Annotated in this window: 13 protein-coding genes, 1 pseudogene and 1 riboswitch; of the genes and pseudogenes, 6 read left to right on the top strand and 8 right to left on the bottom strand. The window is 64.0% G+C overall.

Features of this window, described 5'->3' with window-relative positions; translation table 11 throughout:
- Positions 1-2: 2 nt before the first annotated feature.
- From NKJ28_RS05440 to NKJ28_RS05430, 3 genes are read left to right on the top strand one after another with little or no spacing between them, the layout of a single operon-like run.
- On the top strand, positions 3-1043 hold the full coding sequence (locus NKJ28_RS05440) for a 2-hydroxyacid dehydrogenase (RefSeq protein ID WP_352569340.1): 1041 nt from the start codon (positions 3-5) through the stop codon (positions 1041-1043).
- Positions 1044-1062: 19 nt separating this feature from the next.
- Entirely contained in the window at positions 1063-2580 is a 1518-nt protein-coding gene (locus tag NKJ28_RS05435) for a glycerol-3-phosphate dehydrogenase (RefSeq protein WP_352569341.1), read from the top strand.
- Positions 2580-3518 (top strand): sugar phosphate isomerase/epimerase family protein, encoded by a 939-nt coding sequence (locus NKJ28_RS05430; RefSeq protein WP_352569446.1) that lies wholly within the window; start codon positions 2580-2582, stop codon positions 3516-3518. Before NKJ28_RS05435 ends, NKJ28_RS05430 begins: the two co-directional genes overlap by 1 nt.
- 47 nt (positions 3519-3565) lie before the next feature.
- Here NKJ28_RS05430 and fba read toward each other — a convergent pair whose 3' ends face one another.
- A complete protein-coding gene (gene fba, locus NKJ28_RS05425; protein ID WP_352569342.1) occupies positions 3566-4630 on the bottom strand; it encodes a class II fructose-bisphosphate aldolase in 1065 nt (354 codons plus the stop codon).
- A 255-nt stretch (positions 4631-4885) separates the two neighbouring features.
- Here fba and NKJ28_RS05420 point away from each other — a divergent pair, with 255 nt between their 5' ends.
- Genes NKJ28_RS05420 through derI form a run of 3 tightly spaced genes read left to right on the top strand, consistent with a single transcriptional unit; the run spans position 4886 to position 6889 of the window.
- On the top strand, positions 4886-5650 hold the full coding sequence (locus NKJ28_RS05420) for a DeoR/GlpR family DNA-binding transcription regulator (protein ID WP_352569343.1): 765 nt from the start codon (positions 4886-4888) through the stop codon (positions 5648-5650).
- Between the two features lie 10 nt (positions 5651-5660).
- On the top strand, positions 5661-6419 hold the full coding sequence (locus NKJ28_RS05415) for a triose-phosphate isomerase (RefSeq protein WP_352569344.1): 759 nt from the start codon (positions 5661-5663) through the stop codon (positions 6417-6419).
- Between the two features lie 26 nt (positions 6420-6445).
- Entirely contained in the window at positions 6446-6889 is a 444-nt protein-coding gene (gene derI, locus NKJ28_RS05410) for a D-erythrulose-4-phosphate isomerase (RefSeq protein ID WP_023676015.1), read from the top strand.
- Here the strand turns inward: derI and dhaL are convergent.
- The 7 genes and pseudogenes from dhaL to NKJ28_RS05375 form a co-directional block, all read right to left on the bottom strand.
- Positions 6886-7524: a dihydroxyacetone kinase subunit DhaL gene (gene dhaL, locus NKJ28_RS05405; protein ID WP_352569345.1), complete on the bottom strand. Its 639-nt coding sequence runs from the start codon at positions 7522-7524 to the stop codon at positions 6886-6888. The genes derI and dhaL overlap by 4 nt on opposite strands.
- 9 nt (positions 7525-7533) lie before the next feature.
- A complete protein-coding gene (locus NKJ28_RS05400) occupies positions 7534-8541 on the bottom strand; it encodes a dihydroxyacetone kinase subunit DhaK (RefSeq protein ID WP_352569347.1) in 1008 nt (335 codons plus the stop codon).
- A gap of 66 nt (positions 8542-8607) precedes the next feature.
- Positions 8608-9081 (bottom strand): 6,7-dimethyl-8-ribityllumazine synthase, encoded by a 474-nt coding sequence (locus tag NKJ28_RS05395; RefSeq protein WP_023676012.1) that lies wholly within the window; start codon positions 9079-9081, stop codon positions 8608-8610.
- Between the two features lie 77 nt (positions 9082-9158).
- Positions 9159-9305, bottom strand: a riboswitch (FMN riboswitch).
- A 116-nt stretch (positions 9306-9421) separates the two neighbouring features.
- The gene (locus NKJ28_RS05390; RefSeq protein WP_352634414.1) at positions 9422-11731 is read right to left on the bottom strand and encodes a xanthine dehydrogenase family protein molybdopterin-binding subunit; all 2310 of its coding nucleotides are present in this window, start codon (positions 11729-11731) and stop codon (positions 9422-9424) included.
- A gap of 98 nt (positions 11732-11829) precedes the next feature.
- Positions 11830-12300 carry a nuclear transport factor 2 family protein gene (locus NKJ28_RS05385; RefSeq protein WP_352634412.1) on the bottom strand — a complete coding sequence of 157 codons (471 nt, stop codon included), beginning with the start codon at positions 12298-12300 and terminating at the stop codon, positions 11830-11832.
- Positions 12301-12371: 71 nt separating this feature from the next.
- A pseudogene (locus NKJ28_RS05380) lies at positions 12372-13358 on the bottom strand (FAD binding domain-containing protein).
- A gap of 3 nt (positions 13359-13361) precedes the next feature.
- Positions 13362-14021, bottom strand: a complete 660-nt coding sequence (locus NKJ28_RS05375) for a 2Fe-2S iron-sulfur cluster-binding protein (RefSeq protein ID WP_352634410.1) — start codon at positions 14019-14021, stop codon at positions 13362-13364.
- Positions 14022-14089: the final 68 nt, after the last annotated feature.

Here is a 14089-nt window from a genome sequence, read left to right as displayed (position 1 = left end):
GCATGCCCAAGAAAATTGCGATCATCGGCGACCGCTTCATGCTTCCGGAAGTGTTTCGCGAGAAAATCGAGGCGGCCTGCGGCGACAACCTCGACATCCGCAGCATTGAGACCGCTTGGCCCGACGAGCCGATGCAATTCGGCAATGCCGCGCTTGGTCTGGACAAGGTCAAGGAGTATTTCGGCGATCCCGACGAGGTGGTGGATTTCATCGGCGACGCCGAAATCTTCGTCACCCAGCTTGCGCCGCTCTCCGAAAGCATGATGCAGCGCCTGCCCACGCTCAAGCTGGTTGCGGTCTCGCGCGGCGGACCGATCAACATCGACATGGCCGCCGCCAAGGCCCACGGCATCACCGTGGTCAATGTGCCCGGCCGCAACGCCAGCGCCGTGGCCGAGTTCACCATCGGCGCCATTCTCGCTGAAACGCGGCTGATCCGCGTCGGTCACGAAGCCTTGCGCAAGGGCGAATGGCGCGGCGATCTCTACCGCGCCGATCGCACCGGCCGCGAGCTCAACGAAATGACCGTCGGCGTCATCGGCTACGGCAATATCGGCACCAGGCTGGTTCGCCTGCTGCGCGCCTTCGGCTGCCGCATCCTGGTTTGCGATCCCTATGTGCAATTGAGCGCCGAGGACCGCAATGCCGGCGTCGAACTGGTTGCGCTGGACGATCTGCTGTCGCGCTCCGATGTGGTCACGCTGCATTCCCGGGTCACCGAGGAGACGCGCGGCCTGATCGGCAAGAACGCCATCGCCCGGATGAAACCCGGCGTAATCTTCGTCAATACCGCGCGCGGACCGCTGGTCGACTACGATGCGCTCTACGAGGCGCTCGTCTCGGGGCAGATCGGCAGCGCTATGCTGGAGACGTTCGCCGTCGAGCCGGTGCCTGCCGACTGGCCGCTGTTGCAACTGCCGAACGTGACGCTGACGCCGCATATCGCCGGCGCGTCGGTACGCACCGTGACCTACGCGGCCGAGCAGGCGGCCGAGGAAGTGCGCCGCTTCATCGCCGGTCTGCCGCCGGTCAACCCATGCTGACGGTGGGGCCTAAGGTGAGATGAGCAGTGACAGCGAAATCGTCGATCTCTTCGTCATCGGCGGCGGTGTCAATGGCGCCGGCATTGCGCGCGATGCAGCAGGCCGGGGGCTGTCGGTCATCCTCTGCGAAAAAGACGACCTCGCCGAGGGCACCAGTTCGCGATCGGGAAAGCTCGTCCATGGCGGTTTGCGGTACCTCGAATATTACGAGTTCCGCCTGGTGCGCGAGGCGCTGATCGAGCGCGAGGTGCTGCTGGAATCGGCGCCGCACATCATCTGGCCGATGCGCTTCGTGCTGCCACACAGCCCCGATGACCGGCCGGCCTGGCTGGTCCGGCTCGGCCTGTTCCTCTACGACCATCTTGGCGGCCGCAAGCGGCTGCCGGCCACGCGTACGCTCGACCTGCGCACCGCGCCCGAAGGCGCGCCGATCAAGGACGCCTTCAAGCGCGGCTTCGAATATTCCGACTGTTGGGTCGACGACGCTCGCCTGGTCGTCATCGACGCGCTCGACGCCGCTGAGCGCGGAGCCAGGATATTCACCCGCACCGCCTGCATAGCCGCCCGTCGCGAAAACGGCCTGTGGTCGGTGGAGATGCGCGACGGTCGAACCGGCGTCAGGACCACAGTCCGGGCACGGGCGCTGATCAACGCCGCCGGACCCTGGGTCAACGACGTCATCAACCGCGTCGCCGGCCAGAATTCCAGGCGCAACGTGCGCCTGGTCAAGGGCAGCCACATCGTTGTGCCGAAATTCTGGGAAGGGCGGCAGGCCTATCTGGTCCAAAACAGCGACAAGCGCGTGATCTTCATCAATCCCTACCAGAACGATCTGGCGCTGATCGGTACCACCGACATTCCCTATGACGGGCGGCCGGAAGACGTGACCGCCGATGCGAGCGAGATCGATTACCTGATCAAGGCAGTCAATCGCTACTTCAAGCGCCAGCTCGCACGAAGCGATGTCGTCTACTCGTTTTCCGGCGTCAGGCCGCTCTATGACGACAATGCCGACAATCCGAGCGCGGTGACCCGCGATTACATATTCGAACTCGACGCACCGGCTGGGCAGGCGCCGCTGCTTTCGGTCTTCGGCGGCAAGATCACCACCTTCCGCAAATTGGCCGAGCACGCGCTCGACCGTATCGCCCCGTTCTTTCCGAAAATGGGCAAGCCGTGGACCTCGAAAGGGCACCTGCCGGGCGGCGATATCGCCAATGCCGATTTCGAGCAGTTTCTGGGCGACCTCGGCCATGAATTTCCCTGGATGCCGGCATCGCTGGTCAAGCATTACGGCAGGCTCTACGGCACAAGGACGCGCGATCTGGTCGGCGCGGCCACCTCGCTCGCCGAACTGGGCCGGCGCTTCGGCAAGGATTTTTTCGAGCGCGAAGCCAATTACCTGTTCGAGCATGAATGGGCCGAGACCGCCGCCGATGTCCTCGAACGGCGCACCAAGCACGGCCTGCATCTGTCCGCCGCGGAAAGAGAAGCCTTCGAGGACTGGTGCTCGAGCCGGCTGGCAAAGGCCGGCTGATGGCCTTTACGCTTTCGCTCAACACCAATCCGCTGGTCAACCGCTTTGCCGAGCCGGACGACCTGATCGATACGATCGCCTACGACATCGGCATCCGCGACGTGCAGCTCACGCATGAATTCGTCAATCCCGGCTGGCCGGCGGCGACGATCTCGAAATTCCTCCGCCTGTTTCGCACCGCGCTCAACCGCACCGGTGTGCGCGTGACCTCCGCGATGACCGGCCCTTACGGCCGGCTCAATCATTTCGGCCATCCCGATGCCGACGTGCGGCGCTACTACGTCGACTGGTTCAAGACCTTTTCAGAAGTTTCGGCCGAGCTCGGCGCCGCGGGCATGGGCACGCAATTCGCGATCTTCACCCACCGGGATTACGACAATCCTGAGCGTCGCGCGCGGCTTTTCGACATCGCGCTGGAATGCTGGCGCGAGGTCGCCGAGCATGCCAAAACAGCCGGCTTGACCTACCTGTTCTGGGAGCCGATGTCGGTCGGCCGCGAATTCGGCCATACGATCGAAAGCTGCCGGGCACTGCAGCGCGAGATCGAAGCGGCCGGCATGGCCGTCCCGCTCAAGATGATGGTCGACATCGACCATGGCGACGTGACCTCGAGCAATCCGGCGGACACCGACCCTTATGCCTGGGCCGAAGCCTTTCCCAGGCAATCGCCGATCATCCACGTCAAGCAGTCGTCGATGAACAAGGGCGGCCATTGGCCGTTCACTGCGACCTACAACAACGACGGCCGTATCACGCCGGAAAAGCTCCTTCAGACGGTGCGTCGCGGCGGCGGCGTCGACAACGAGATCTGCCTCGAATTGTCGTTCCGCGAGCGCGAGCCCGTCGACCACCAGGTCATCGCCATGATCCGCGAGTCGGTCGACTACTGGGCACCATTTATCGAGACCGGCAGGGCCGATCTCTTGCCGCGAGCATGATCGGATGAGCAGGAGCTGAGGCAGCTCCTGCTCAGAACCGGAATACGTCAGCCAAATTTCGGATCGAGGCTTCCGGACTTGTAGCGCTTGGCCATTTCCGACAGCGGCAGCGGCTTGATCTTCGGTGCGTTGCCGGCGGTGCCGAATTGCTCGAAGCGCTCCTTGCACAGCTTCCGCATCGCGGCCATTGCCGGTGTCAGATATTTGCGCGGATCGAATTCGCTCGGGTTCTCGGTCAGCACCTTGCGGATTGCGCCGGTCAGCGCCATGCGGTTGTCGGTATCGATATTGATCTTGCGCACCCCGTGCTTGATGCCGCGCTGGATCTCTTCGACCGGCACGCCCCATGTCGGCTTCATCTGGCCGCCATATTTGTTGATGATCTCCTGCAACTCCTCTGGCACCGAGGACGAGCCGTGCATGACGAGATGCATACTCGGCAGACGGCGGTGGATTTCCTCGATGACGTTCATGGCCAGTACAGCGCCGTCCGGCTTGCGGCTGAACTTGTAGGCGCCGTGGCTGGTGCCCATGGCGACGGCCAGCGCATCGACACGGGTGTCGCGCACGAATTGTTCGGCCTGCACCGGGTCGGTCAGCAGCTGGTCGTGGCTGATGACGCCCTCGACGCCATGGCCGTCTTCCTGCTCGCCGCCGCCCATCTCAAGCGATCCAAGGACGCCGATCTCGCCTTCCACCGCGACGCCGCCCCAATGCGCCATGTCGACGACGCGGCGGGTGATGCCGGAATTATAGGCGTAGTCGGCCGGCGTCTTGCCGTCTTCCTTCAGCGATCCGTCCATCATCACCGAAGTGAAGCCGTGCTGGATCGCGGTGACGCAAGTGGCTTCGTTGTTGCCATGGTCGAGATGCATGCAGACCGGGATATCGGGATGGATTTCGACCAGCGCGTCGATCAGCTTGGCTAGCACCACGTCGTTGGCGTAGGCTCGCGCGCCGCGGCTGGCCTGCAGGATAACCGGCGATTTGGTCTCCTCGGCTGCCTCCATGATGGCGAGGCCCTGTTCCATATTGTTCATGTTGAAGGCAGGCACGCCATAGCCGTATTCGGCGGCATGATCGAGCAATTGTCTCAGTGTGATGCGAGCCACTCAGTAGTCTCCCGTATCCGGTTTCGAGCCAGTGTTTGCGGGCCGTTCGGTTGTCGTCGAGCCCCTGATGCTTCTGGCCGGATTTCCGCGGCACCGCAACCGCTGGGCGCTCGGCCGGCAGCAATTCTTGTTACAGGACGCGACCAGAAGCGTCATGACATCCCATAGAGATATAACATTATCACAAAAAATTGGTGGCTTGTGCAACGTTTGCTGTTATATCTCGGAACCGGATTGCACGAGGAAGCCGCGGAAATGAAGAGCGACGGCCGTCGGCAAGGCATCATGGATTTTCTGATGGACATCGGCACCGCCAGTGTCGACGATCTTGCCTCACGCTTCGGCGTGTCAAAGATGACTGTCCACCGCGACCTCGACGAGCTCGAGGAAAGCGGCTTCCTGCGCAAGGTGCGCGGCGGCGCCTCGATCCAGCCGAGCAGCCTTTTCGAGAGCGATTTCCGCTACCGCCAGCGGCTGGCCGGCGACGAGAAGAAGCGCATCGCCGCCGCTGCCGTGACGATGATCGAACCGGGTCAGACGGTGATCATCGACGACGGCTCAACCGCGGGCGGCGTTGCTCGGCAGCTTGCCGATCTGCGTCCGCTGACGGTGATCTCGAACAATCTGGCTGTCATCCAGGATTTGGCGGGCGTTGCCGGCATCAACCTGATTGCGCTCGGCGGCCAATACAACAAGAAGTTTCACGGCTTCTTCGGCCTGCTCGCCGAGGACACGCTGAAATCATTGCGCGCCGATGTCGCGTTCATGTCGTCATCGGCCATCCATGGTGCCTCTGCCTTTCACCAGGATCAGGAAGTGGTCCAGACCAAACGGCTGATGATGGCCGCAGCAGCGCGCAAATATCTGCTGGTCGATCATGGGAAATTCGGCCGCACTGCCTTGCACTTCCTGACAGATCTCAAGGCCTTTGACACGGTCTTCACCGGCCGCGAGCCGCAGCCGCAGATGCGCGCCGCGCTGGATGGTGCCGGCGTTTCGCTGACAGTGATCGCAGAATAGGAGGGCACGTATGGTTTATTGGGTCGGCACCAGCTGGAAAATGAACAAGACGCTCGCCGAGGCGTTGGCTTTCGCCGAGGCGCTGGCGGAGTTCGTCCCCGGTTTCGACGAGCGCATCCAGCCTTTCGTCATCCCGCCCTTCACGGCGATCCGCGAGGTCAAGAAAGCGCTGTCGCCGACGCGCATCAAGGTCGGCGCGCAGAACATGCATTGGGCCGACGCCGGTGCCTGGACCGGCGAGATCTCGCCGGCCATGCTGAAAGACTGCGGGCTCGACATGGTCGAGCTCGGCCACAGCGAACGGCGCGAGCATTTCGGCGAGACCGACAAGGCTGTCGGGCTGAAGACTGCGGCGGCGGTGAAGCACGGTCTCGTGCCACTCATCTGCGTCGGCGAGACCTTGGCTCAACGCGACAGCGGGCAGGCCGCTGCGGTGCTGGCCTTGCAGGTGCACGGCGCGCTGCAGTTTCTCGAAGGCGCGGCGAAGGCGGCGACGATCCTGTTTGCCTATGAGCCCGTCTGGGCGATCGGCGACAAGGGCGTGCCGGCCAGTTCGGACTATGCCGACAGGCAGCAGGCGCTAATCAAGAAAATCGCACGCGACCTGCTGCCGGTGGTGCCGCCGGTGCTTTATGGCGGCAGCGTCAATCCGCAAAATGCCGCCGAACTGGTCGGCCAGCCCAACATCGACGGCTTGTTCATCGGCCGCTCGGCCTGGCAGGCGGACGGCTATATCGACATCCTCAAGCGCGCCTCGGCGGCGATCTGAATCATCAAACAGGAAGGAAACGGAACATGAAAATTGCCATTGGAGCTGATAGCGCCGGCAAGCCGCTGCTCGACGTCATTGCCGCTCACCTCGCTACCAAGCCCGGCCTCACGGTTAGCGACCTCAGCCAGTCGGGCTACTATGCCGACCTGTCACAGAAGCTCGCGCAGACCATCCTGGACGGCGAAAACGATCGCGGCATCCTGTTTTGCGGCACCGGCATCGGCGTATCCATATCCGCCAACAAGGTGCCCGGCATTCGCGCCGCACTCACCCACGACACCTATTCGGCCGAGCGCGCGGCAAAATCCAACAACGCCCAGATCATCACCATGGGCGCCCGGGTTATCGGCCCGGAACTGGCCAAGTCGATCGTCGATGCATGGCTTGCATCGGAATTCGATGAGAAGGGACCATCGGCCGGCAATGTCCAGGCGATCGACAGGCTCGACGCGGCGAAGCGGGGTTAAGCCAGACTGTTCCACATCGCTCTGATGATCGTCACGGCCGATGCGGCGCCGGGGTCCATATGCCCGAGCGAGCGCTCGCCGAGCCGCGATGAGCGGCCCTTGGCGGCGATCATGTCCTTGGTCGCCTCGGCACCTCGTTCAGCCGCTGCAAGTGCAGCCTCCAGGCTCTCGGACAGGCTCTTGCCGGCTTCCTGCGCGGCACCCGCTGCTTGCGCCGCCGGCAGCCAGGCGTCGACCATGGTCTTTTCGCCGAGCTCGGCCTTGCCGCGATCCTGGATGCCTTGCGCCATCGCCCGGAGCATGGCGATGATGTCAGCGTCCTCCAGAATTGCCTTGCCTTTGACGGCGGCGGCACCGCGCATGAAGGCGGTCGCATAGAGCGGGCCTGACGAGGCGCCCACCGCGTTGAGGAAGGATTTCGCCGCAGTGTTGAGCAGCGCCGTCGGCTCGGTCGCCGCGAGGTCGAGTTGCGCTAGTGCATCGCGCGCAGCAGTGAAGCCTAGTGCCATGGCGATGCCATGGTCGGCGTCGCCGATGACGCCGTCGAGTTGGCAGAGCCTGTCCTTGTCGGCGTCGATCGTCGCCGCGATCTCATCGAACATTCTTTTCAAGCCGACTGAATCGATCGAGGTCATGATGCTTTCTCAGCCGGCGCGGAACATGGCGCAGTCGCAAGGATGGTCGAGCATCGCCTGCAACTCGCCGTCGAGATGCATCAGCGTCACCGAGGCGCCGGCCATTTCGAGAGAGGTGCAGTAATTGCCGACCCAGGTCGCGTGGACGGAAACGCCGATCTCGTCGAGCCTCTGCTTGACCCGCCGGTTCATGATGTAGAGTTCCATCAGCGGCGTCGAGCCGAGCGAATTGACCAGAACGGCGACCTTATCGCCGCGCGCCGGCGCCATCTCGTCGAGGACCTTGTCCAGCATTTCGTCGGTGATCTCGTCGGCCGTTTTCAACTTTCCGCGCGCGATGCCTGGCTCGCCATGGATGCCCATGCCGATCTCCATCTCGTCCGGTCCGATCTCGAAATTGGGCCGGCGGGTCTGCGGCAGCGAGCAGGGCGACAGCGCCACGCCCATGGTGAAGGTGTGATCGTTGGCCTTCCTGGCGATACGCTCGCATTCATCGAATGACAGCATCTGGTCGCATGCGGCACCGGCGGCCTTGAAGATGAAGAAATTGCCGGCGACGCCGCGCCGCTTCTGCCTCTGGTCGCGCGGCGCCGAGGCGACATCGTCGGTGGTCAGCACGGTGCGCACCTCGATGTCGTCCATTGCCGCCATTTCGGCGGCCATGTCGAAGTTCATCACGTCGCCGGCATAGTTGCCGTACATGAACAGCACGCCGGCGCCACCGCTGGCCGCCTTGGCGCATTCGAGGATCGGGTCCGGCGGCGGCGAAGCGAAGACATTGCCGATCGCGGCGGCGTCGGCCAGCCCCTTGCCGACGAAGCCGAGGAAGGTCGGCTCATGGCCCGAGCCGCCGCCGATGACAAGGCCGACCTTGTCTGGGCGCGGTCCGTCGCGGGCGATAATGGCGCGCGGACTGCCGTCCGCGCTTCTGAGGTGGCGCGGATGCGCGGCCAGAATACCCTCCAGCATCTCGTCGACGGAGCGATTGCCGTCATTGATGATCTTCTTGGTCTGCACCGGCATCCTCCTGCTTCGTGAGATACTACAGCGCCTTACCGGGATTTCCACCCGGCGGTGGAGGTTTCACGCCGCGATGTGTTCGCGTGCTGCCAGCAGTTGCACGCAGGCACTGGCCGCCTCTTTGCCCTTGACCTTGAAATGTTCGAAGAAGAAGCGGTGATGGTCCGCGCTGTCATGGTAGTTGTGCGGCGTCAGCACCGCCGAAAGCACCGGCACGCCAGTCGACAATTGCACATTCATCATGCCGTCGATGACCGCGCTTGCAACAAACTCGTGCCGGTAGATGCCGCCATTGACGACGAACGCGGCGCCGAGGATAGCGGCATAGCGGCCGGTCACGGCAAGCGTCTTTGCATGCAGGGGAATCTCATAAGCGCCAGGCACATCGAAGACATCGACGGCAAAGCGTTTCTCTCCGAGAACCGCCAGTTCCGCCTCGAATGCTTCAACGCATTGGTCGACGATATCGGCATGCCAACGCGCGCGAATGACGGCAACGCGGATCGTTTCATAGTCGTTGTGGGAATGCTGATTCATGGGTCCATCCTTCCGTTTCGAACCAGAATCAGGACGCACGATACGGAGTCCGAACCGCGAAAGCGGACCGTCTTCCATTTCGTTCTCTTCCATCCGGACTGTGACCGTCGGCTCCGGAATCACACCGGATCTGCTGACCCCTCCGGCTAACCGGAGAGCGCTCGCGGGCTTGGGCCGAGACCCTTACCGCCGGTGGGGACTTTCACCCCGCCCTGAGAACATTGACGGCGTTTGTATGGAAGGGCCGGAAAGCGCTGTCAACCACCGGCGTCGTCGTCGATGGCGCAGAAATAGCGATCCGTTTCGACCTGGTCACCGTTGAGGGCGAGGGAGGAGAGCGTCAAATGGCGATCACCGGTAAGGCAGGCAGCACCTTGTCCAAGGTGATGGGAAATTCACGCACTCGCACGCCGGCCGCGTTGTAAACGGCGTTGGCGACAGCAGCCCCCGCACCGCACACGCCGAGCTCGCCGAGACCCTTTGCGCCAAGCGGGTTGGCCTTGTCGTCGTCTTCCTCGAGGAAGGCGACCTCCATATCGGGGACATCGCCATTGACCGGCACATGATACTCGCCAAGATCGTGATTGACGAAATGGCCGTAGCGCGGGTCGAGCACCGTCTGCTCCATCAGCGCTGCACCGATCCCCCAGGTCATGCCGCCGATGATTTGCGAGCGCGCGGTCTTGGCGTTGAGGATACGGCCCGCGCCGATCACAGCCAGCATCCGGCGCATGCGGATTTCACCGGTATCGCAATCGACAGCGACCTCTGCGAAATGCGCGCCATAGGAATGCTGCGAATAGGTCTTGTATGACTGGGTGGTGGCGCCCGCGGCTACGGAGCCTTCGGCTTCGAGCCCGTCGGGAGAGATCCCTCGGATAAGATCGGCCAGGCTCGCCGATCGCTGGCCGACCCTGACCTCGCCGTCGGCAAAGCTTGCCTCGGTGGCGTTCGCGCCGCGCAACTGCGAGGCTTCGTTCGACTGCGCCGCCTCCAAGATCTGTTTCTTGAGGACGTTGCACGCATTATACAAGGCCGAACCCGCGCTTGCTGCGCCCCAGGACCCGCCGGAGCCGGCGGTACGCGGGAAGCGGCTGTCGCCGAGCTCCACCTTGACGGACGAGATCGGCAGGCCGAGGCTCTCGGCGGCAATCTGGGTCAGGATCGTATAGGTGCCGGTCCCAATATCGGTCATGTCGAGCCGCGCCGTCACCCGACCGTCCCGGTCGATCGCAACCCGCGCCGTCGCCGCGCCGATATAGTTCGGACGGATCGCCGCCGCCATGCCGTGGCCGATAAGCTTGCGGCCCTCCCGAGTTCGGCCCGGTGTCGGGTTTCTCCGCTCCCAGCCGAAACGGCGGGCGCCTTCCTCCATGCAGGCGACGAGATTGCGGGTGGAGAACGGCACGCCGCGCTCGGGATCCTGTGCCGGTTCGTTGCGGATCCTGAGTTCGATCGGGTCCAGACCGGCGCGCTCGGCGAGCTCATCCATGGCGCATTCGAAAGCCAGCATGCCGGGCGCTTCGCCGGGAGAGCGCATCCATTCGCCGCGGTTGATGTCCAGCGGAACCAGGCGATGGCGGGTGAGACGGTTCGGCGCCGCGTAGAGCGAGCGCGCAAAAACTGCCGTTTGTTCGCAGTACTCCTCGAAGCTGGACGTTGCGGACCAGACATCGTGTGCGATCCCGGTGAGCCGCCCGTCAGTGTCCGCGCCGAGACGTACCTGTTGGACCATCTCTGCGCGATGACCGGCATTGGCGAACATCTGTTGTCGCGTCAGCGCGATCTTCACGGGGCGCTGCAGCACCTGCGCTGCAAGTGCGGCCAGGATCGTGTCGGCATGGGCAATCAGCTTGGAGCCGAAGCCTCCGCCGATGAAGGGGCTGACGATGCGCACTCGCTCGAGCGGGATGCGAAGCGTGCTGGCGACCCCGGCCCGGAAGTTCGCGAGGGTCTGCGCCGATGTACGGATCGTCAGCTCGTTGCCTGACCAGGCAGCAAGCGTCGCATGCGGCTCCATCGGATTGTGATGTTCGAAGGGGGTCCCGTAAGTGGAATCGATCTTGATCGGCGCCGTCGCAAAGGCGCGCTCGAAGTCGCCGACCACGCTGTCGGTCTCGAAGCCGGCATTGGTCCGCTTTGGCGCGTAGGCGTCGGCGATATATCCCGGTAGATCGTAGAGGCCCGGCTCCTCGTCGTAGCGTACTCTGATGAGGCCCGCAGCAGCGCGTGCAGCCTCGAACGTCTCCGCAACGACCAGCGCGACCGGCTCGTCGTAATACCGTACCCGATCGCTGTTGAGCGCGGGCCGGGGGCGCGTGAAGACCTCCGGCACCGTTGGCGTGACCGTTGGGCCGAAATCCGGCTGGGCCGGCGCATTCCGGTGCGTCATGACGAGCAGCACTGCCGGCGCCCGTTCGGCTTCGGCCGTGTCGATCTCGGCGATGCGGCCCTTGGCGACGGAGGCGCCGAGAATGTAGCCATAGGCTGTACCATCCAGCTCATTCTCGTAAGCGTATGTGGCGCCGCCCGTCACTTTGAGCGGACCGTCGATGCGGTCGATCGGCCGCCCGATGATGCCAACATCGGCACGAGGTTTCACCCTTGAATGGGTGGCGGAGCCGGGCAGTCCGGGTATGGTCTCGTTCATAAGTCACCTAAAGATTTTTCATCTGGAGTTCGGAAGCATCGAGGCCGCGACGACGCCGCTTCCTCGCACCTTTATGTTCGTCGCGCGGCGGCCGGAACTCACGCGGCGATCTCGCCGAAATACTCGCGAAACTCGACCAGCCTCCCTGTTGGGCCGGCTCGCATGAAGATCGCATGCAGGCCAGTGTAGGGCGCGCCACTGATTGTCCCGCTCCCGCGATCGCAGACGATGACCCAGTCGGCGGCGAAGAGCTTGAGATCGACGGTCGATTTCGTGATCCTGTTCCCCTGCGCTTGATGCGCGGCGGTCCAGGCTGCGAGTGCCCGTTTGCCCTCTGGCGGTCTGTGTCGGCCTCGTTGCTCGCCGACAGGGAATTGGAAGGTCATCGTCTCATCGCAACAGTCAAGGAATGCCGTCCAGTCGCCAGAGGCCCAGCCGGCAAAGAAGGCGTCTACGGCGGCCTCGAGCCCGTGACGAGCTCCCGGATCGGATGTGGCGCCCCAGGCTGTGGCGGCAGAGACGAGAAGGCCGCCACCCGCGGCGGCAACGGCGCGTCGCGTGAGTTTCATATCGATCTCCTGCTCGGCGCCTGCATCTGGGAACAGCGGTTCGGGGTCGTCGTCTCTGTCATCGCATCACCTCATGCACTCTCGGCGGCAGCAGCGAGCGTGTGCCGCATCGTCCGTTTCGCCAGCGGGATCTTGAAACCATTGGCGCCATGCCCGACGGCTCCGGCGAGCGCGGCTTCGGCCGCGTCGCTAAAGGCACCGTCGGACGCCGCCGCGCCTGCCAGCGCGCGCTCCGCCTCCGTCGCGCGCCAGGGTTTCGCTGCCACGCCGCCCATGGCGATTCGAGCGCTTCGGATACGGTCGCCGCTTTTCTCGACGATTGCTGCCACCGACACCAGCGCGAAGGCGTAGGAAGCACGGTCGCGCACCTTACGGTAAAGCTGTCGGCCGGGCGGTGGTGGCGGCAGGGCCACCGCAACGACTATTTCGCCGTGGCCGAGCACGGTCTCCACCTGGGGCGTCGCCTCGGGCAATCGATGGAAATCGCCGATCGGGATCGTGCGGGTCTCGCCGCCGGGCGAGACGGTCTCGATCCTGGCGTCGAGCCCGGACATGGCGACCGCCATGTCGGAGGGATGGACCGCGATGCAGGCTTCGCTCGCGCCGAGTACGGCGTGCATGCGGTTGAAGCCCTGAAGTGCCGCGCAGCCCGAACCCGGCTGGCGCTTGTTTCAGGGCATGTTGCGGTCGTAGAAATAGGGGCAGCGCGTGCGCTGCAGGAGATTGCCGCTGGTCGAGGCCTTGTTGCGTATCTGGCCGGACGCTCCCGCCAGCAGCGCTTGCGTGAGCATCGGATAGTGCGACCTTACCCGCGGGTCGGCGGCGAGATTGCTATTGCGGACCTGGGCGCCGACCCGAAGCCCGCCTTCCGCCGTCTCTTCGATCCGATCAAGCGGCAGCCGGCTGATGTCGACGAGATGCGCTGGGCGCTCGATCTCGAGCTTCATCAGGTCGAGCAGGTTGGTGCCGCCGCTGATGAACTTGGCGTCCGGCCGGGCCGCAACTGCGGCCGCCGCCTGCTCAGCACTCGTCGCACGTTCATAAGTGAAGGACTGCATTGCTCATGCCTCCTCTGCCGCGTCGCGGATTGCAGCGACAATGTTCGGATAGGCGGCGCAACGGCAGATGTTGCCGCTCATCCGCTCGCGGATCTCGGCATCGGTGAGAGCGACGGAAGCCGCTGCCACGTCGGCGCTCGCATGGCTTGGCCAGCCGGCCCGCGCCTCGCCCAGCATGCCAACCGCCGAGCAGATCTGGCCTGGCGTACAGTAGCCGCACTGGAAACCGTCGCGGGCGACGAAGGCGGCCTGGACCGGATGCAGCCGGTCACCCTCGGCAAGGCCCTCGACCGTGGTGATCTCGTCGCCTTCATGCATTGCGGCAAGCGTCAGGCAGGAATTGATCCGGCGCCCATCAACGAGCACCGTGCATGCGCCGCACTGGCCGTGGTCGCAGCCCTTCTTCGAGCCGGTGAGGCCGAGATGGTTGCGCAGGGCGTCGAGCAGCGTCGTCCGCGGGTCGAGCTCGATGGCAATATCCTTCGCGTTGATCCGTAACGACATCGTCATCGTCGGTAGTGGTGAGGACGACGCAGCCGCCGTGACGGTCTCGGCCGGCTCGGCGTCAACCGGTAGTCCGGTAGCCAGGAGCACCCCGGTCGCAACACCGCCTTCCAATACCATCCGACGCGTCGGCCCGCTCCTGTTGCCCGTTTTGGCCATGCATGATCTCCCAGCCGCAATGAAGCGCAGACGGCAACTTGACCCGAGCGAACCCTCGGGTTCTGTCA

Origin of the sequence: Mesorhizobium sp. M0145 (genome assembly GCF_040322355.1) — a bacterium.
Taxonomy (GTDB): domain Bacteria; phylum Pseudomonadota; class Alphaproteobacteria; order Rhizobiales; family Rhizobiaceae; genus Mesorhizobium.
This window is presented reverse-complemented; position numbering and strand designations above follow the sequence as displayed.

What these genes read in the sequence shown, in the direction of transcription:
- NKJ28_RS05440 (WP_352569340.1), top strand. Translation starts at nt 3, where the DNA reads ATGCCCAAGAAAATTGCGATCATCGGCGACCGCTTCATGCTTCCGGAA.
- NKJ28_RS05435 (WP_352569341.1), top strand. Translation starts at nt 1,063, where the DNA reads ATGAGCAGTGACAGCGAAATCGTCGATCTCTTCGTCATCGGCGGCGGT.
- NKJ28_RS05430 (WP_352569446.1), top strand. Translation starts at nt 2,580, where the DNA reads ATGGCCTTTACGCTTTCGCTCAACACCAATCCGCTGGTCAACCGCTTT.
- NKJ28_RS05420 (WP_352569343.1), top strand. Translation starts at nt 4,886, where the DNA reads ATGAAGAGCGACGGCCGTCGGCAAGGCATCATGGATTTTCTGATGGAC.
- NKJ28_RS05415 (WP_352569344.1), top strand. Translation starts at nt 5,661, where the DNA reads ATGGTTTATTGGGTCGGCACCAGCTGGAAAATGAACAAGACGCTCGCC.
- derI (WP_023676015.1), top strand. Translation starts at nt 6,446, where the DNA reads ATGAAAATTGCCATTGGAGCTGATAGCGCCGGCAAGCCGCTGCTCGAC.
- dhaL (WP_352569345.1), bottom strand. Translation starts at nt 7,524, where the DNA reads ATGACCTCGATCGATTCAGTCGGCTTGAAAAGAATGTTCGATGAGATC.
- NKJ28_RS05395 (WP_023676012.1), bottom strand. Translation starts at nt 9,081, where the DNA reads ATGAATCAGCATTCCCACAACGACTATGAAACGATCCGCGTTGCCGTC.
- NKJ28_RS05390 (WP_352634414.1), bottom strand. Translation starts at nt 11,731, where the DNA reads ATGAACGAGACCATACCCGGACTGCCCGGCTCCGCCACCCATTCAAGG.
- NKJ28_RS05385 (WP_352634412.1), bottom strand. Translation starts at nt 12,300, where the DNA reads ATGAAACTCACGCGACGCGCCGTTGCCGCCGCGGGTGGCGGCCTTCTC.
- NKJ28_RS05375 (WP_352634410.1), bottom strand. Translation starts at nt 14,021, where the DNA reads ATGGCCAAAACGGGCAACAGGAGCGGGCCGACGCGTCGGATGGTATTG.